We start from the raw sequence: 17998 nt of genomic DNA on the forward strand, positions 1-17998 counted from the left end.
TCCCCGCGGTGTCGCGCGCGCGCGCGCCCACACTCCGCCGCTGCGGCGGGGGGGGTCGTCCGCGCCCCTGGGCGGGGGGGGCGCGGCCGCCCCCGGCGCCTACATCCGGCTCAACGACGCCGCGGCGAACAGCACATCCCTGATCGCCTCCCGGTCACCGACCTGCCCCGCCGCGGCCTCCTCCGGCGACACATGCCCGGCCGCCAGCCGGCAGAACTCCACCCCGTCCAGCGCGACATGAGCGACCTCGTGGTCGGCGGACGCCACAGCCGCCGGCGAGTCGAGCGGGATGAGCCACTCCCCACCTCCGGCCCCCTCGATCTCCAGCCGGAGGCTGCGCCCGGGCGCCCCCGCCGCGACCAGATGGCGTCCTGTCGGAGCCGCCCGCCCCGCCCGCCGCCGCTCGGCCAGCGACACCGGCAGCATCCGTGCCGCGAGATCGATCATCCGGTGCAGATGCCGCGGCGCCGGCGGCTCGTACGGGTAGTCCACCGCGTCCGCGATGTCCCCGGCGTGCACCCAGCACTCGAAGGCCCGGTCCAGCATCGAGTCACGGAGCGGCAGCGCGAAACCGCCGTAGGAGACGGCCAGTTGTCCGGAGCCCCCGCCCGCGAACGCCACCGTACGGACGAGATGGTGGCTCTGCTCCCGCCAGGGCCCGCGCACGGCCCGGGTGGGCGGGAAGTGCGAGGCACGCCAGTAGGCCTCGGTGCGCCCGGTGGGCGTCGCGGCCTCCGGTGCGGGCAGGTCCGTTCCGCGCGCGGCGGTCGCCTCGGCCTCGGCCCGTACCCGCGCGGCGGTCCCGCCGAGCGGGTCGTCCAGGCCCAGTGCGACCCCGACCAGCCCGTCCACGCTGAGCAGATGGGCGATCACCCCGGCGACCGTCGTCCGACGGCTCACGGGCCCGTCGTCCTCGAACCAGCGCAGCCGCACCGGCGCATGCCACTCCGCGTCCGCTATGTCCTGGAGCAGCGCGTCGAGCCGCGCGGTCTCGGCGTCGTAGGGTGCCGCCCACTCGGGCACCGGGATGCGCGGCGGACGCCGGTCGAGGCAGTTCTCCAGGACCCGGGTGCGCAGCGCGGGGTCGAGGTCGAGGCTCTCCGGCGGGTGCAGCAGCCCGACCGCCCCGCGCAGCCGCAGCGCCTCGTCGGCGCAGGCACCGCACTCCCCGAGGTGCTCCTCGACGGCGGCGGTCTCCTCCCCCGAACACGCGGCCAGCGCCCACGCGCCGAGCAGTGACTTCAGCACCCGGTGCTCCAGGACGAGCGGCGCGGGCGCGGGCAGCGGCGGTCCGGCGTCCTCGACGGACGAGCGCGGCGGCGGTATCCGCGACGGCTGCCCGGCAGCGGTGAAGCCGTCCGGGCCGCCGCTGTCCCCGGCGCTCCCGGCACCGAGGCCCCGGTCCCCGGTGCCGCGGACATCGCCGACATCGCTGTCACCGCCCTCGGGACCAGCGGGACCACGGGCCTTCCCCTCGTGCGACGTCTCGTGTTCCTTCTTCCGGCGCTCCTTCTCCTCGCGCTCGGCGGGCTCCACGCGCTCCTGAGTCCCTTCGCCGCCCTCGTGCTCCTCGAAGCCGTCGGGCCGGTCCGTTCCTTCCGTCACCGCGCACCCCCGAACCCGGGCGGCGCGCCGGAGGGGCCGGTGTCGTGGGCGGTGGACAGCAGCTGAAGGCCGAGGCGGAGCCTGCGCCGGGCCTCGTCCTCCGTGACGCCGAGGTCGACGGCGGCCTGGCGGTAGTCGCGGCGCTGGAAGTACGCCAGCTCCAGCGCGGCCCGCAGCGGGGTCGGCATGGAGGTGACGATGTAGTCCGCGCGGGCGGCGACGGACGCACTGCGCACCCTGCGCTCCAGTTCCTCGGTGGTGCCCCCGCCCTCCAGGGCGAGCGCGGCGGTCTCGGTCGCGCGCAGTCGCTGCACGGCGAGCCGATGGGTCAGTGTGGCGACCCAGGTGCGCAGCGGGCCCTGTTTCGGGTCGTACGACTCGGGGTTCTCCCAGACGTGGACGAACACCTCGCGGGTGATCCCGTCGGCGGCCCGCTCGTCGCCGAGCACGCGGTGCGCGAGGCCGTGCACCAGTGAGGCGAACCGGTCGTAGAGCTCACCGAGCGCCGCCGCCTCCCCGCGTGCGAGCCGTTGCTGCATCTTGCGGTCCCAGCGGGGCGGTGCGTCCTTCGCCGCCATACGGCCTCCTCACCCCTGCTCGTGCCCGGTGTGCCCGTGCGTGTCCAGCCTGTGCGCATCGCTGTCTCGAATGTAGTCGGCACGTAGGACAGCGCACGCCCCTTTACGCCAACGTGCGCCCCTGGACGGGCCGGGAATGGTAAAAGCCCCGCACTTACCCCGCACATCCGATCGAATGAGACCGTACGTGACCGACATGCGACCGAAACAGTTCGCTCATTCAGCATTTTCGACCGTAGACCGACGTTTCATCGATCGCGGTCCGGTGTTTCATGGAACGACGGTTGGGCAGCCGCGCTGAAAGGAAGCGTAGGAACTGCTTCCGTTTCCTGCTGGGCGAGGCGAGCGAGAGGCGACGCGGTGACGCTCAAGGTGACCGACGGCGAACTGGGCGGATGGGCCGTGCTCCGGGTGTCGGGCGAGATGGATCTCGCGACGTCACCGGTGCTGCGCCAGCGGGTGCACGACGCGGTGGCGGAAGGCCGCCGCAGCCTGGTCCTCGACCTCTCCGAGGTCCTCTTCTGCGACTCCAGCGGGGTCGGTGTCCTGATCGCCACCCGCCGGCTGGTCCGTTCCTGTCAGGGCCGGCTGCGTCTGATCCTGCCGGCCCAGGGCGCCGCCGACGGTTCGCACGTCAACCGGGTGCTCGCGGCCCTCGGTGTCCGGCGTCTCTTCGACGTCTATCCGGACGCTCTCACGGCGGTCGACGAGGAGTCGAGCCCGCTCTCGGCGTGAGGTCCCCCCAGGCCACGCCCTTGTCCGGCCGGCGCACGGTGCGTCGCCGAGTTGTCCAGGAATTCCCGCGGTCTTGGTACAAGCGTCGTTTTCCGGCTCCCTTCGCGGCCGGGTCGTCGTACGCTCCCTGCCAGATGAACCCGCAGTCCGGCACAGAGTCCGGCTGAGTTGTAAGGCGGTCCGAGAAGGCCATGGTCAGTACCGAGTACGAACGCAGGATTGCCGCCCGTTTCGCGGGCTTCGACCAGGACGGCAACGGCTACATCGACCGGGAGGACTTCAACGCGGCGGCGAAGTCCGTCCTCGCCGAGTTCGGCACGGCGGCCCGGTCCGACAAGGGCCAGGCCCTGTACGTGGGCGCGGAGGCGTTCTGGCAGGGCATGGCGGGCATAGCGGACCGTGACGGAGACCAGCGGATCAACCGCGACGAGTTCGTGAACGGCGCCGTGAAGCGGCTGCGGGACAACCCCGACCGCTTCGGGGAGATCGCCCGCCCCTTCCTGCACGCGGCCCTCGCCGTCGCGGACACCGACGGGGACGGAGCGGCCACGGTCGAGGACGCCGAGCGGGTGCTCAGGGCCCTGGGCGTGAGCGACGAGATCGCCGCCCTGGCGGCCGGGGCCCTCGACACGGACGCCGACGGCCGGATCGGCGAGTCGGAGGTCGTGACCGCGTTCGCCCGCTACTTCACGGTGCCGGAGTAGCCCCCGCGGCCCCGGCCGGCCCCGAGAACCGCTCCCGGAGCCGGTACTTCAGTACCTTCCGCAGCGTCTCGTTGCGCGGAAGGGCCTCCATCACCTCCAGCTGCTCCGGCAGCTTGTGCACGGAGAGCCCTTCCGCGCGCAGGTACGAGACCGCCGCCGCGAGCGTCAGCGGCACGGCCCCTGGCGGCTGCTCGACCACCGCGCAGACCCGTTCCCCGCGTTCGGCGTCCGGCAGCCCGATCACCGCGACGTCGCCGACGGCCGGGTGCCGGTGCAGCAGGTCCTCGATCTCCTTCGCCGAGATGTTCTCGCCCTTGCGGATGATGACGTCCTTCAGGCGCCCGGTCAGGACGAGGTGCCCGCTCTCCGTCAGGTGCCCCACGTCACCCGTGATCAGGAACCCGTCCGCGTCGAAGGCCTCGGCGGTCTGCGCCGGGTCCAGGTACCCCTGACAGACGGCCTCGCCGCGCAGCCGCACCTCCCCGTCCACGACGCGTATCTCCATCCCCTCCGGAGGCCTGCCCTCCGTGGTCGCCAGGTTCTCGGCGGTGTCGTCCGGCGCCCCCATGGTGATCATCGGGACCTCGGTCATCCCGTACCCGTGGGTGAGCTGCACGCCCATCTCCCGCACCACACGGTGGTAGATCTCGGGCGGCTTGGGCGCCCCGCCGCCCGCCAGCAGCCGCAGTGTGGGGACGACCGGCCGCCCCGGCTGCTTGCGCTGCTCGGCCAGGAACATCGAGTAGAAGGCCGTCGAACCGCCCGCCACCGTCACCCCGTGCGCCCGGTAGTCCGCCAGCGCGGCGGGCAGCGCGAAGTGCTCGAACATCACCGCCGGGAACCCGTACAGCAGCAGCATCACGGTGTAGTCGGGCCCGGCGATGTGCGCGTACGGGAAGGCCATCGAGCCCACGTCCGCCGCCGACAGGCGCAGCGCGTGCGCCAGGCAGGAGCCGCCCGCGATCAGCGAGCGGTCCGTGTGCAGGACGCCCTTGGGGTCGGAGGTGGTGCCCGAGGTCCAGTAGATCCAGCGCACGGAGGTGCCGTCGGCCGGCGGTGGCGGGAGGACGCCGGGATCGCCGTCCGGCAGCGCGTCGTACGCCTCGAAGACGCCCTTCGCGCCGAGCCGCCGTGCCATCGCCGTGTGGTCGAAGCCCCGCCACTCGCCCGGTACCGCGAAGTACTCGGCCCGGGACTCCCGCAGCGCGAAGCCGACCTCGCGGTCGCGGTAGAAGGGGATCACGGGGGACTGGACGGCACCCAGACGCGCCAGCGCGAAGGACAGCGCGGCGGTCTCGATCCGGGTGGGCAGCTGCCAGGCGACCACCGTGCCGGGGCGCACGCCCCGCTCGTACAGGCCCGCCGCCACCCGCTCGGCCCGCTCCCGCAGGGCGCCGAAGCTCAGGGAGCGCTCGCCCTGGAGGAGGACGGGCCGGTCGGGGGTGAGGTCGGCGCGACGGGCGACCAGTTCCCACAGGGTGCGCGAGGCGCCCAGAGCGTGTGCGGTGTCGTTCACGACGGCCCCCTGTAGCTGACGGGTTGTCAGATCCATGCGGAGCGTAGGGCGCACCGCCTTGTCGGTCCATAGGCGCGGAGCTAGCCTGTTATCTGACGGGTCATCAGATACGTATGCCAGGCGGAGGCCACTCATGACGGAACTGCCGCGGATCGTCAGCGTCGACGACCACGTGATCGAGCCCGCGCACCTCTTCGAGACCTGGCTGCCCGCGAAGTACCGCGACCGCGGGCCGAGGCCCCTCACGGCCGGCATCGGCGAGCTCGCCTACGTCGCCGGCAAGTACCGGATCACCATGGACCCGGACGGCCCGCCCACCGACTGGTGGATCTACGAGGACCTCAAGTTCCCGTACAAGCGCAACATCGCCGCCGTCGGCTTCGACCGCGACGAGATGACCCTGGAGGGCATCACCCGCGCGGAGATGCGGCGCGGCTGCTGGGACCCCGCCGAGCGGCTCAAGGACATGGACCTCAACCACGTCGAGGCCAGCCTCTGCTTCCCGACCTTCCCCCGCTTCTGCGGCCAGACCTTCGCCGAGGCGCACGACAAGGAGGTGGCCCTGGCCTGCGTGCGCGCCTACAACGACTGGATGGTCGAGGAGTGGTGCGGGGACAGCGGCGGCCGGCTGATCCCGCTCTGCCTCATCCCCCTGTGGGACATCGACCTGGCCGTCGCGGAGATCCGGCGCAACGCGGCCCGCGGCGTACGGGCCGTGACCTTCTCCGAGATCCCCACCCACCTGGGCCTGCCCTCCATCCACTCCGGCCACTGGGACCCGTTCTTCGCGGTCTGCCAGGAGACCGGCACGGTCGTGAACATGCACATCGGCAGCAGCAGTCAGATGCCCGCCGCCTCCCCGGACGCGCCTCCCGCCGTCCAGGCGTCGCTGTCCTTCAACAACGCGATGGCCTCGATGATGGACTTCCTCTTCAGCGGAGTCCTGGTGAAGTTCCCGCGCCTCAAGCTCGCCTACTCCGAGGGCCAGATGGGCTGGATCCCGTACGCCCTGGAGCGCGCCGACGACGTCTGGGAGGAGCACCGCGCCTGGGGCGGCGTCAAGGACCTCGTCCCGGAGCCCCCGTCGACGTACTACTACCGCCAGATCTTCTGCTGCTTCTTCCGCGACAAGCACGGCGTCGCGTCCCTGGACGTCGTCGGCCGCGACAACGCCACCTTCGAGACGGACTACCCGCACGTCGACTCGACCTTCCCGCACACCAAGGAGGTCGCCCTCGACCATGTGAAGGGCCTCGACGACGAGACGGTCCACAAGCTGATGCGCGGCAACGCGATCCGCATGCTGGACCTGGACCTCGACCGGTAGCCGGCCCGTGGACCTCACGTACACCCCCGAGGAGCAGGAGTTCCGGACCCGGCTGCGCGAGTGGCTCGCCAAGGCGCTCCCCGCGCTGCCCCCGAAACCCTCCCCGGACGACTGGCCCGGCCGGCGCGCGTACGACCTCGGATGGCAGCGGACGCTCTACGACGCCGGCTACGCCGGACTGCACTGGCCCCTCGACGCCGGGGGCCGGGGGGCGACGCCCGTCCAGCACCTCATCTACCTGGAGGAGACGGAGAAGGCGGGCGCCCCCTACGTAGGGGCCAACTTCGTCGGACTGCTGCACGCCGGGCCGACCATCGCCGCCGAGGGGACCGCCGGGCAGCGGGCGCGCTGGCTGCCGCCCGTGCTGCGCGGTGAGGAGGTCTGGTGCCAGGGGTTCAGCGAGCCGGACGCGGGCTCGGACCTGGCGGCGCTGCGCACGCGCGCGTGGCGGGACGGCGACGACTACGTGGTGAGCGGGTCCAAGATCTGGACCTCCCACGCGGAGGTCGCCGACTGGTGCGAGCTGCTGGTGCGCACCGACCCGGCCGCACCGAAACACCGGGGCATCTCCTGGCTCGCGATGCCCATGGACGCCCCCGGGATCACCGTCCGACCGCTGCGCACGCTCGCGGGTACGGCCGAGTTCGCGGAGGTCTTCCTCGACGAGGTGCGGATACCGGTCGGCCACCGCGTCGGTGCCGAGAACGACGGCTGGCGCGTGACGATGGTGACCTTGTCGTACGAACGCGGTACCGCCTTCGTCGGCGAGGTCGTGGCGTGCCGGCGGGTCCTGGCCGAACTCGCCCACGCGGCGCGCGGCAACGGCCGCTGGGACGATCCGGCGCTGCGGCGGTGGCTGGGCAGGCTCAACGCCGAGTTCCGCGCGCTGTGGCGGCTCACCCAGTGGAACGTGAGCGAGGCGGAGCGGACCGGGGGAGTGCCGGGCGCCGGCGGATCGGTCTTCAAGCTGCGGTACTCGCACGCGCGCCAGGAGCTGTACGACGCCGCCGCCGAGGTCCTCGGCCCCGAGGCGCTTGACCTGGACCGGGAGTGGACCCGCGACCGCCTCACGTCCCTGTCGTACACCATCGCGGCCGGCACCTCGCAGATCCAGCGCGACATCGTGGCCGAACGCATCCTGGGTCTGCCGAAAGGGCGGTGAGCTCACCCCGTGGACTTCCAACTCACCGAGGACCAGCGCGCCTTGCGGGACGGCGTACGGGCGCTGCTGGCGGGCCGTTTCGGGCCGGAGGCGCTACGGGCGGCGGTGGCCCGCGGCGGCCGCGGTCTGGACCGGGCGCTGTGGCGGGAACTGGGCGAGGCGGGCTTCTTCTCGCTGCGGCTGCCGGAGGCGGACGGCGGCGTCGGACTGGGCCTGCCCGAGGCGGTACTGGCGTTCGAGGAGGCGGGCCGGGTGCTGCTCCCGGGCCCCCTGGTCGCGACGCATCTCGCGGCCGGCGAGGTGGCCGGGGCGGCGACCGGCGAGACCGTGGTCACCGCCGTGTACGGCGGCCTCGTGGAATGGCTGGACGAGTCCGACGCCGTACGGGACGGCGCGGGCGGTCGTGCCGCCGAAGACGGCACCGCCGGTGCCGTACCGCTCGCCTCGGTGGACCCGCTGACACCGCTGCACCGGGTGCCCGGGGGCTTCCCCGCCGATCCCGCCGATCCCGCCGATCCCATCGATCCCGCCGATCCCACCGGTCAGGCGGGCTCGACCGGACTCTTCGGTCCCGCCGGCCGCACCCGCCCCGTCGACCCCACCGGTCCTCTCCGTCCCCCCGATCACCTCGCCACGCTGCTCACCGCCGCCGAGCAGCTCGGCAACGCCGCCCGGACCTGTGAGACGGCGGTGCAACACGCCCGGACCCGCGAGCAGTTCGGGAAGCCGATCGGGGCCTTCCAGGCGGTCAAGCACCTGTGCGCGCGGATGCTGGTGCGGGTGGAGCTGGCCCGGGCCGCGGTCTACGCGGCCGCCGTGACCGCCGACCCCGTGGACATCGCGGCGGCCCGGCTGCTCGCCGACGACGCCGCCGTGCGCGGCGCCCGTGACTGCCTCCAGGTGCACGGCGGCATGGGCTTCACCTGGGAGTCCGACGTCCATCTGTATCTCAAGAGGGCATGGGTGCGGACCCGGCGGGGAGGTCCGGTCACGGAGAGTGAGGAGCTGTTGGCGGACGATCTGCTGAGCGGAGGGGGCCGGTGAGGCTCTGTTCAGGCACGCTTCGGGGCGGCTCGCGCCGAATGTCACGGATCGTGGCTTATCGGAATCACAGAGCGTTGATATCGGGTTGTGTCCTATGCGTGACTTGTCACGGCCTGGAGTCGGCGCCGGGCTCCGGTACCTTGTGTGGGATGCGAGTGGTTCCGAGCCTGAGCCATCCCGGTGTTGCCCCTGAGGCCGCGCCGGACCCGGCGATGCTCGCCGTTCGCGAGGCGGTCCGGGACCCCGTGACCGCCTGTTCGACTCCCCGTGGCGAGCGTCGCACAGTATCCCGCACGCGTACTCCTTCGCGCTGGAATATGCCCGAAGCGCTTGTTGGGGTGACTGTACGTCAACCATGCTGTCTCTCAAGGGAATCACGTTCCGTGATTCTGGTTCTGGTCATGCAGGCCATGGCCACGATCGTGGCCCTCGTGAGGCGCGAGGCGATGTGTCCGCCGGTTCGGATGGTGTGAGCGGTGCAGGTGCTTCAAGTGCAGCTGGAGATCCGGCCCGACCCCGCGGAAGTGGGGCGAGCCCGGAGATGGGCCCGGTCGAGGCTCGCCGGATCGGGCATAGAGGCCGATGAGCCGCTCGCCGAGACGCTGATCCTGCTCGTCTCCGAACTCGTCACCAACGCCGTGGTGCACACCGGGTGCCCCGCCGTGCTGCGGTTGTCCCTGCCGGGCGTCCCCGGTGAGTCGCTGGGCACGGTCCGCCTGGAGGTGGCCGACTCCAGCGACTGCCCCCCGCGCCCCCGGCACGCCGAGGGTGACGACACCAACGGCCGCGGTCTGGAGCTGGTCGACGGACTCGCGGACCGCTGGGGCTGGAACCCCGAGGGCGTCGGCAAGAGCATCTGGTGCGAGGTGGACCGCTGCACCTCCGCCGCGAGGGCCTCGGCCGCCTGCGTGACCTACCAGGGATTCGCCTACGAGGCGTACGAGGCCGTCTGACGCGTACGCGGTGCGTGCGTGGCCGTCCGGCGCGTACGCGGCGCGTGCGTGGATCCGGGTGTCTCGGTTCCCCGGGGGCGGGCCGGACCGAATGCGCCGGGTAGTGCTTCTCTGCGCGCCGCCACAAAGGGCGCATAAGTGATAATCCCCCGAACGGGTGTTGACGTGACGTGTCCGTTTGATCACGCTTATGGGCAGCGATGCGCCGCGAGGGGACGGCGAGGGTTCCGGTGACGGGAACCCTCGGCGAGTGCGGATCGTGATTCGGCGTCGGCTCCTTCGGGGTCCGAGGGGCAGGGCGGGTACGCCGGAGCCGGATGGCGGCGCGCGTTGCCGTGCTCGGGGCGAGCAGTGACGCGCCGCCATTCGACTCTTTCCGTCACTTTCTGTCTCTTCCTTACGGTTCGTCCTGTGTGTCCCTGTGTCCCCGTGTCACCTAGAGCAGGGCGACGGGGGCGACCGGTGTGCCCGTGCCGCCCACGAAGGGTTCGGGCATCGCCGACAGCAGGAACGAGTACCGCCCCTCTTCTCCACAGGCTGTGGACAACTCTTCGAGATTCCAGTTCTGGCCCTGCGGCATCCCCATCTCGACCAGGTCGAGCGCGTGCACGGGCAGCCAGAGGTCCTCGATCTCGGGAGGGAAGATCTCGAAGGTGAGGGTGTCGTTCGCGACGGCCGCGACGTCCCGCGCGTGGAACCACTCCGGCGTGCGGACGGACAGTCCCGGCGACGGATATCCGTACCCGTGCTTGTCGCCCGCCAGGAAGACCTGGATCTGACCGGTCCGTACGAGCACGATGTCCCCCGCCCGCACCCGGGTGCGGGCCAGTTCCTCGGCGGCGTCCAGGTCCTCGGGGGTCACGGCGTGCCCGCCGTCGAGACGGTCGACGCCCCGGGCGCGGGCGACGTCCAGCAGCACGCCCCGCGAGACGATGTGCCGGGGCTTGTCGATGCCGCAGAACGCGGCTCCGCCGTGCGGGGTGATCGTGCCGGCCGGGCGGCCGTTGTAGAGCTTCCCGGAGTGCGAGACGTGACTCAGCGCGTCCCAGTGGGTCGCCGCCTGAAGGCCCAGGGTCACGGCGTCGTCGCTGCACGCGACGGTGCCGGGACCGAAGACCTCCTGGTTGATCTGCACCATGACGTGCAGCGGATTGACCCGCCCGGGGATCATCCCGGTCTGCACCCCGTCCTGTTGGAGGGGGAGCGCGAGGGGGACGCGACGGCCCGAGCGGACGCCCGTCGCGGCCCGGCGCACCACCTCGTCGGTGATGAGGTTCAGGGTCCCGATCTCGTCGTCGTCGCCCCAGCGCCCCCAGTTGTTCACGCGCTTGGCGATCTCGTGGAAGGCCGGGTGGAGCGTCGGCAGTGACATGAGTCCTCCCCGAGGGCTTGTCTCCGGGTATCTGACGGGCCGTAGAATCCGTGTTGAATCTAACGGACCGTCAGAAACTGCGGGAAGGGGCCGGACGTGGGGAACTTCTTGGCAGGCCAGGTCGTCGCCGTGACGGGGGCGGGGCGCGGTATCGGCCGCGCCGTCGCGCTCGCCGCGGCCGGTGAGGGGGCGCGCGTCGTCGTCAACGACTACGGGGTCTCCGTCGGCGGCGCCGAGCCGACGGGTTCGGTCGCCGACGCCGTGGTCAAGGAGATCGAGGCGGCGGGCGGGGAAGCCGTCGCGGTGGCCGACGACATCTCCACGATGGCGGGCGGGCAGCACGTCGTCGACACGGCGCTCGCGGCGTACGGACGGATCGACGGAGTCGTGTGCGTGGCGGGCATCCTGCGCGAGCGGATGCTGTTCAACATGTCCGAGCAGGAGTGGGACCCGGTCGTGGCCACCCATCTGAAGGGCACGTTCACGGTCTTCCGGGCCGCCTCGGCCGTCATGCGCGCACAGAGGTCGGGAACGCTGATCGGCTTCACCAGCGGCAACCACCAGGGCTCCGTGGCGCAGGCCAACTACAGCGCGGCCAAGGGCGGGATCATCTCGCTGGTCCGCAGCGCGGCGCTCGGCCTGCACAAATACGGGGTGACGGCGAACGCGGTCGCCCCGGTCGCCCGCACCCGTATGTCGGCCGACGTCCCCATGGAACTGACCGAGATCGGCGAACCGGAGGACGTCGCCGCGCTGGTGGTCTACCTGCTGTCGGACCGCGCCCGGCAGGAACGGATCACCGGGCAGGTGTACACGATCGCCGGACCGAAGATCGCGGTGTGGGCGCAGCCGCGGGAACTGCGGGCCGGGTACGCGGAGGGCGCGTGGACGCCGGAGCGGATCGCGGACTTCCTGCCGGGCACGGTGGGGGTCGATCCGATGCCGTTGCTGGAGCGGGTGGAGGCGATGGCGCGGGCCGCGGCGGAGAAGTCGCGGCCGAACGCGTGAGGGTGCCGTGGGGCCGGCCGAGTGGGAGGACGACGCGTGGAGTTCGGATTCGATGCCGAGGACGAGATCTTCCGGCGTACGGCGCGGGACTGGCTGGCGGCGCACCACACGGGTGATCCGGGCCGCCGGGACTGGGAACGGGAGCTCGGACGGGACGGCTGGATCGGCCTCGGATGGCCGGAGGACGGCTACGGGAACCGGCGCGCGAGCCTGACCCAGCAGGTCGTCTGGGCCGAGGAGTACGCCCGCTCGAAGGCTCCCGCCCGCTCGGGTCACATCGGCGAGAAACTCCTCGCCCCCACCCTCATCGGCCACGGGACGGCCGAGCAGAAGGCCCGCTTCCTGCCCCCGATCGCCCGCGGCGAGGAACTCTGGTGCCAGGGCTACAGCGAGCCCGGCGCCGGCTCCGACCTCGCGGGCGTCAGGACGACGGCCGTACGCGAGGAGGGCTCCGCGCCCGCCGCGACGTACCGCGTCAGCGGCCAGAAGATCTGGACCTCCCTCGCGCACGAGGCGGACTGGTGCTTCGTCCTGGCCCGCACCCGGCCGGACGCCCCGCGCCACCACGGCCTGTCCCTGCTCCTCGTCCCGATGGACCAGCCGGGCCGCGTCGAGGTCCGGCCGATCCGCCAGCTCACCGGCACCAGCGAGTTCAACGAGGTCTTCTTCGACGGGGCGCGGGCGCGGGCCGAGCACGTCGTCGGCGGCGAGGGCAACGGCTGGCGGGTGGCCATGAGCCTGCTCGGACACGAGCGCGGCGTCTCGACGCTCGCCCAGCAGGTCGGCTTCGCGGCCGAGCTGCGACGCGTGATCGAGACGGCCGTCGCGACGGGCGCGGCCGACGATCCGGTCGTCCGTGACCACCTGGTGCGTCTGTGGGCGGAGCTGCGCACGATGCGCTGGAACGCCCTGCGGACGCTGGGCGGTTCGGGCGACGTGGGTGCGCCGAGCGTCGCCAAGCTGCTGTGGGGCGGCTGGCACCAGCGGCTCGGCGAACTCGCGGTGCGGGTACGCGGAGCGGACGCCGCGACCGGTCCGGTGGACTGGTCCGCCACGGCGCCCTACGAACTGGACGCACTCCAGCACCTGTTCCTGTTCAGCCGGGCCGACACCATCTACGGCGGCTCGGACGAGATCCAGCGCACGATCATCGCCGAGCGCGTGCTCGGTCTGCCGAAGGAACCCAGGGGATAGCCCCGGGGACGAGAGGGGAGCCGGTGCGATGCGAGGCGTGATCTTCGACGGCAAGCAGACCCAGGTCGTGGACGACCTGGAGACACGGGATCCGGGACCCGGCGAGGTGCGGGTCGCCGTCGCCGCGGCCGGGCTCTGCCACAGCGACCTCTCCGTGGTGGACGGGACCATACCCTTCCCCGTCCCGGTGGTGCTGGGCCACGAGGGGGCCGGGGTCGTCGACTCGGTGGGCGCGGGCGTCACCCATGTCCGGCCCGGCGACCATGTCGCGCTGTCGACACTCGCCAACTGCGGCGCGTGCGCGGAGTGCGACCGGGGGCGGCCGACGATGTGCCGCAAGGCGATCGGCATGCCGCGGCAGCCGTTCGCGCGTGGCGGGCGGCCGTTGTTCCAGTTCGCCTCCAACTCGGCGTTCGCGGAACGGACGGTGGTGAAGGCCGTCCAGGCCGTCCGGATCCCGGACGACATCCCGCTGCCGTCCGCCGCGCTGATCGGCTGCGGGGTGGTGACGGGCGTGGGCGCCGTCCTGAACCGCGCGCGGGTGGACCACGGCGAGAGCGTCCTCGTGATCGGCACGGGAGGCATCGGGCTCAACGTGATCCAGGGGGCCCGGATCGCGGGCGCCCTGAAGATCGTCGCGGTCGACTCCAACCCGGCCAAGGAGACGGTGGCCCGCCGGTTCGGCGCGACCGACTTCCTCACCTCCACCGAGGCCGTCCGCGAGATCCTCCCCACGGGTGCGGACCACGCCTTCGAGTGCGTCGGCCGCGTCGAGCTCATCCGCCAGGCGATCGACCTGCTGGACCGCCACGGCCAGGCGGTGCTCCTCGGCGTACCGCCCGCGACCGCCGAGGCGTCCTTCCTCGTCTCCGCGATGTACCTGGACAAGTCGATCCTCGGCTGCCGCTACGGGTCGTCCCGCCCCCAGCGCGACATCGCCCTGTACGCGGACCTCTACCGCGAGGGCCGTCTGCTGCTCGACGAACTCGTCACCCGCACCTACCCGGTGGAGGACTTCGACAAGGCGGCGCAGGACGCGCACGAGGGGCGGGTGGCACGGGCGGTGCTGACGTTCTAGGGGGCGCCGCGGCGGTGGCCGGGGTGGTTGTCCACAGGCCGGGGAAATCCGCTGGGGCGCTGTCGGTCCGGTCCCCTAACGTCGTCGCATGAGCTACCGAGACCTCGCCTCCCGACAGGCCCTGGCCTGGGCCGCCGTGGCCGTCGGTGCCCGCATGCCGGTCGCCATGGCCCCGCTCGCCCTGGTCTTCCTGGTCCGCGAGCGCCCCGGTGGCTACACGCTGGGCGCGGCCCTGGCCGCGGCGTACGTGATCGGTGAGATCGTCGCCGCCCCCGTGCTCGGCACCCGCATGCGTCCGGACCGCGTCCGCCGTCAACTGGCCCTGGGCCTTGCCGCCGGCGCCCTCGGCTTCGCGGGCCTGGGCGCCCTCCCGCACGCGCACCCGGCGGTCCTCGCCGCCTGCGCCGCCCTCGCCGGCGCCGCCCCCGGGGCGGTCCCCGGCGGCCTCCGCGCCCTGCTGACCGGGATGGTCCCGAAGCGGGCCGTCACCCAGGCGCTCTCCGCGGAGTCCGTGCTGACCTTCGGCATATGGGCGTTGTCCCCGGCGGCGGTCACCGGCCTCGCGCTGGGAGTCGCCCCGAGGGCCCCGCTGCTGCTCGCCGCCGCCCTGATGGCCTCGTCCGTCGCGGGCCTGTGGACGCTCCCCGCGGGCTGGGACGCCGACGAGACGGACCGCGCGGGCGAGTCGATGTCCCGCATCCTGGCCAGAGCCTGGCCCGCGTACGTCATGGGCGCCGCCGGCCTCTCCCTGCTCGCCCTGGCCGAGCTCGTGCTCCCCGCCCTGCTGGAGCAGCGCGGCGCGGGCGTCGGGTGGGCGGGCCCGCTGCTCGCGGGGCTGTCGCTGGGCGCGGCGGTGGGCGCGTTCGTGTACGGGCTGCGTTCCTGGCCGGGCCGGCTGGGCACCCGGAGCACGGTGCTGACCTGCGGCATGGCGACGTGCCTCGCGCTGGCCGCGCTGATACCGGGCCTCGCCTGGATGGCCTGCGCGCTGGTGTCCGCGGGTGTCCTCCAGGCGGGCGCGATGCTCACCCGCAATCTGTCGCTGCGCGAGATGCTCCCGCCGAGCGCGCTGGCGGCGGGGTACTCGGTGATGTACGCGGCGGTGGGCGCGGGTTACGCCGCGACGGGTTCACTGGCGGGCGTCCTGCTCCACTTCGTCGCCCCCTCGACCGCGATCCTGGCCGGCGTCGGCCTCACCCTGCTGCTCACGCTCGTGGGCGCGTGGGGCGAGCGCGGCGGCAGGACGGGAACCGGGGGCCGCTCAGCCGACGGCGCCCGTCCGTGCGGTACCGAGCCGTGTGCCCCCGCTCAGGTCGCCCCCGCCCGGTCCTCCTCCGGCCATGCGGCCCGAGGAGCGGAAGGTACGGCGGTAGGCGGTGGGCGTGACCCCGAGGACCGCCTGTAGGTGCTGCCGCATCGACTGGGCCGTGCCGAAGCCGGCGTCCCGTGCCACCTGGTCGACCGACAGATCGCTGGACTCCAGCAACTGCCGGGCCCGTTCGACGCGTTGCTGGGTGAGCCACTGCCCGGGGCTGACGCCGACCTCCTCGCGGAAGCGGCGTGTGAAGGTGCGCACGGACATGGACTCCTGTGCGGCCATGTCGCGCAGCTGGATCGGCTCGCCGAGGCGGTCCAGCGCCCAGGCGCGGGCCGCGGTCGTGGTGGCCGCCTGCGGTTCGGGGACGGGCCGCTGGACGTACTGCGCCTGACCGCCGTCGCGGTGCGGCGGTACGACGGTCCGCCGGGCCACGTCGTTGGCGACGGCCGTCCCGTGGTCACGGCGGACGATGTGGAGGCACAGGTCGATCCCGGCGGCGACGCCGGCGGAGGTGAGGACGTTCCCGTCGTCGACGAAGAGCACGTCGGCGTCGACCCTGATCCTGGGGAAGAGCCGCTGGAAGTGCTCGGCGTGGGACCAGTGGGTGGTGGCGGGGCGGCCGTCGAGATATCCGGCGGCGGCGAGGACGTATCCACCGGTGCAGATGGAGACGAGCCGGGTGCCGGGGCGGATGCGGGCCAGGGCGGCGGCCAGTTCGGGGGTCAGGACTCCCTGCTCGTGGACCGGGCCGAGCTCGTAGGAGGCGGGGACGACGACGGTGTCGGCGGTTGCGAGTGCCTCCGGCCCGTTCGCGACGAGGACGGCGAAGTCGGCGTCGGTGGCGACGGGGCCCGGCGGCCGGACCGAGCAGGTGACGACCTCGTACAGGGACCGCCCCTCGGCGTCCCGCGACTTGCCGAAGATGCGCTGGGGGATGCCGAGTTCGAAGGGCAGCAGCCCGTCGAGAGCGAGCACGACGACGCGGTGCCGGCGGAACGTACTCCGAGGACCCATGGCCCGATCCTAGCGAATGATGTCCTCCCGGCCACTCGTTCGGGAAGGCCGCAGGCCCGAAGCTCTATGGCGTGACCCAGACAACCGACGCCGTGGACGCCGCTCAGCTGTCCTCCGCCCCCGGGCGAACCCGGATCCACCGTGCCTGGTTCGTCGCCGCCGTCACCTTCGTGACGATCATCGGCGCCGCGGCCTTCCGTTCGCTCCCGGGTCTGCTGATCGACCCCCTGCACCAGGAGTTCCACTGGTCGCGCGGCACGATCGGCGCGGCGGTCTCGATCAACCTCGCGCTGTACGGACTGACGGCGCCCTTCGCGGCCTCGCTGATGGACCGCTTCGGCATCCGGCGCGTGGTCGCGGTCGCCCTGATGGTGATCGCGCTCGGCTCCGGGCTGACCGTGTGGATGACGGCGGCCTGGCAACTGCTGCTCTGCTGGGGCCTGCTGGTCGGACTGGGCTCCGGCTCGATGGCCCTGGCCTTCGCGGCGACGGTCACCAACCGCTGGTTCACGGCACGCAAGGGGCTGGTGACCGGCATCCTGACGGCGGCCTCCGCCTCCGGCCAGCTGATCTTCCTGCCGGTGCTCTCCTGGATCGTCACGGAGCACGACTGGCGCCCGGCCGCGGTCACGGTCGCCCTCGCGGCGCTCGCGGTCGTCCCCTTCGTCTGGCTGCTGCTGCGCGACCACCCGGCGGACGTCGGTCTGAAGCCCTACGGCGCGGCCGAGTTCGTGCCGAAGCCCGCGCCGGTGCAGGGCGCGGCCCGGCGTGCCGTGACCGTCCTCCTCTCCGCGGTCCGCACCGGCCCCTTCTGGCTGCTGGCCGGCACCTTCGCGATCTGCGGCGCCTCGACGAACGGCCTGATCCAGACGCACTTCGTGCCCGCGGCCCACGACCACGGGATGCCGATCACGGCGGCGGCCTCACTGCTCGCGGTCATCGGGGTCTTCGACGTCGTCGGTACGATCGCCTCCGGCTGGTTCACCGACCGCTTCGAACCGCGCCGGCTGCTCGCGGTCTACTACGCGCTGCGCGGTGTCTCGCTCCTCTTCCTCCCCATGCTCATGTCCTCGACCGTGCACCCTCCGATGATCTTCTTCATCGTCTTCTACGGTCTCGACTGGGTCGCCACGGTTCCTCCCACCCTGGCCCTGTGCCGTGAGCAGTACGGCGAGGACAGCGCCATCGTCTTCGGCTGGGTGCTCGCCTCGCACCAGATCGGCGCCGCGCTCGTCGCCTTCCTCGGCGGTGCCGCGCGGGACGCGTTCGGCTCGTACGACATGGTCTGGGTCGCCTCGGGCGCGCTGTGCGCGGTGGCGGCGATGATGGCGCTGGTCATCCGGCGGCGGCCGGCCGCCCCCGTGCTCTCCGTGCGGACGGCCGCCTGAGG

At 72.7% G+C, this 17998-nt stretch carries 15 protein-coding genes and 1 pseudogene; 11 read left to right on the top strand and 5 right to left on the bottom strand.

All coding sequences use genetic code 11. The features are described from left to right. Positions 1–99: 99 nt before the first annotated feature. Positions 100–1605: a zf-HC2 domain-containing protein gene (locus ACFV2J_RS10325; protein WP_385438115.1), complete on the bottom strand. Its 1506-nt coding sequence runs from the start codon at positions 1603–1605 to the stop codon at positions 100–102. Continuing rightward, entirely contained in the window at positions 1602–2183 is a 582-nt protein-coding gene (locus ACFV2J_RS10330; protein ID WP_385083222.1) for a sigma-70 family RNA polymerase sigma factor, read from the bottom strand. The genes ACFV2J_RS10325 and ACFV2J_RS10330 overlap by 4 nt, the downstream gene beginning before the upstream one ends. 360 nt (positions 2184–2543) lie before the next feature. Here ACFV2J_RS10330 and ACFV2J_RS10335 point away from each other — a divergent pair, with 360 nt between their 5' ends. Further along, the gene (locus tag ACFV2J_RS10335) at positions 2544–2918 is read left to right on the top strand and encodes an STAS domain-containing protein (protein ID WP_148008956.1); all 375 of its coding nucleotides are present in this window, start codon (positions 2544–2546) and stop codon (positions 2916–2918) included. Between the two features lie 191 nt (positions 2919–3109). After that, positions 3110–3622 (top strand): EF-hand domain-containing protein, encoded by a 513-nt coding sequence (locus tag ACFV2J_RS10340; protein ID WP_153289997.1) that lies wholly within the window; start codon positions 3110–3112, stop codon positions 3620–3622. Here ACFV2J_RS10340 and ACFV2J_RS10345 read toward each other — a convergent pair. Next, positions 3606–5138 (bottom strand): class I adenylate-forming enzyme family protein, encoded by a 1533-nt coding sequence (locus ACFV2J_RS10345; RefSeq protein ID WP_385083223.1) that lies wholly within the window; start codon positions 5136–5138, stop codon positions 3606–3608. The genes ACFV2J_RS10340 and ACFV2J_RS10345 overlap by 17 nt on opposite strands. A gap of 133 nt (positions 5139–5271) precedes the next feature. On the opposite strand from ACFV2J_RS10345, the gene ACFV2J_RS10350 reads away from it, so the two are divergent. The 4 genes from ACFV2J_RS10350 to ACFV2J_RS10365 all read left to right on the top strand — a co-directional run bounded on the left by ACFV2J_RS10350 (position 5272) and on the right by ACFV2J_RS10365 (position 9624). Then, positions 5272–6465, top strand: coding sequence for an amidohydrolase family protein (locus ACFV2J_RS10350; RefSeq protein WP_385083224.1), 1194 nt, complete (start codon positions 5272–5274; stop codon positions 6463–6465). Positions 6466–6472: 7 nt separating this feature from the next. Next, the gene (locus ACFV2J_RS10355) at positions 6473–7627 is read left to right on the top strand and encodes an acyl-CoA dehydrogenase (RefSeq protein ID WP_385083225.1); all 1155 of its coding nucleotides are present in this window, start codon (positions 6473–6475) and stop codon (positions 7625–7627) included. A gap of 9 nt (positions 7628–7636) precedes the next feature. Continuing rightward, positions 7637–8671 (top strand): acyl-CoA dehydrogenase family protein, encoded by a 1035-nt coding sequence (locus ACFV2J_RS10360; protein WP_385083228.1) that lies wholly within the window; start codon positions 7637–7639, stop codon positions 8669–8671. Positions 8672–9147: 476 nt separating this feature from the next. Then, positions 9148–9624: an ATP-binding protein gene (locus ACFV2J_RS10365; protein ID WP_385083229.1), complete on the top strand. Its 477-nt coding sequence runs from the start codon at positions 9148–9150 to the stop codon at positions 9622–9624. Between the two features lie 436 nt (positions 9625–10060). Here the strand turns inward: ACFV2J_RS10365 and ACFV2J_RS10370 are convergent, their stop codons facing one another. Then, positions 10061–10996, bottom strand: coding sequence for a cyclase family protein (locus ACFV2J_RS10370; RefSeq protein ID WP_385083231.1), 936 nt, complete (start codon positions 10994–10996; stop codon positions 10061–10063). 96 nt (positions 10997–11092) lie between these two features. Here ACFV2J_RS10370 and ACFV2J_RS10375 point away from each other — a divergent pair, with 96 nt between their 5' ends. The 4 genes and pseudogenes from ACFV2J_RS10375 to ACFV2J_RS10390 form a co-directional block, all read left to right on the top strand. Beyond that, positions 11093–12004: an SDR family NAD(P)-dependent oxidoreductase gene (locus ACFV2J_RS10375; RefSeq protein WP_385083232.1), complete on the top strand. Its 912-nt coding sequence runs from the start codon at positions 11093–11095 to the stop codon at positions 12002–12004. A 36-nt stretch (positions 12005–12040) separates the two neighbouring features. After that, positions 12041–13198, top strand: coding sequence for an acyl-CoA dehydrogenase family protein (locus ACFV2J_RS10380; RefSeq protein ID WP_385083233.1), 1158 nt, complete (start codon positions 12041–12043; stop codon positions 13196–13198). Between the two features lie 28 nt (positions 13199–13226). Beyond that, on the top strand, positions 13227–14276 hold the full coding sequence (locus tag ACFV2J_RS10385; protein ID WP_385083234.1) for a Zn-dependent alcohol dehydrogenase: 1050 nt from the start codon (positions 13227–13229) through the stop codon (positions 14274–14276). A gap of 88 nt (positions 14277–14364) precedes the next feature. After that, positions 14365–15549: pseudogene (locus ACFV2J_RS10390) on the top strand (MFS transporter); the annotation flags it as partial. Here the strand turns inward: ACFV2J_RS10390 and ACFV2J_RS10395 are convergent. Beyond that, positions 15538–16608 carry a GlxA family transcriptional regulator gene (locus tag ACFV2J_RS10395; RefSeq protein WP_385083235.1) on the bottom strand — a complete coding sequence of 357 codons (1071 nt, stop codon included), beginning with the start codon at positions 16606–16608 and terminating at the stop codon, positions 15538–15540. The pseudogene ACFV2J_RS10390 and the gene ACFV2J_RS10395 overlap by 12 nt on opposite strands. A gap of 71 nt (positions 16609–16679) precedes the next feature. On the opposite strand from ACFV2J_RS10395, the gene ACFV2J_RS10400 reads away from it, so the two are divergent. Next, the gene (locus tag ACFV2J_RS10400) at positions 16680–17996 is read left to right on the top strand and encodes an MFS transporter (RefSeq protein ID WP_385083236.1); all 1317 of its coding nucleotides are present in this window, start codon (positions 16680–16682) and stop codon (positions 17994–17996) included. Positions 17997–17998: the final 2 nt, after the last annotated feature.

It is taken from the genome of Streptomyces sp. NPDC059668 (assembly GCF_042734135.1).
Taxonomy (GTDB): domain Bacteria; phylum Actinomycetota; class Actinomycetes; order Streptomycetales; family Streptomycetaceae; genus Streptomyces.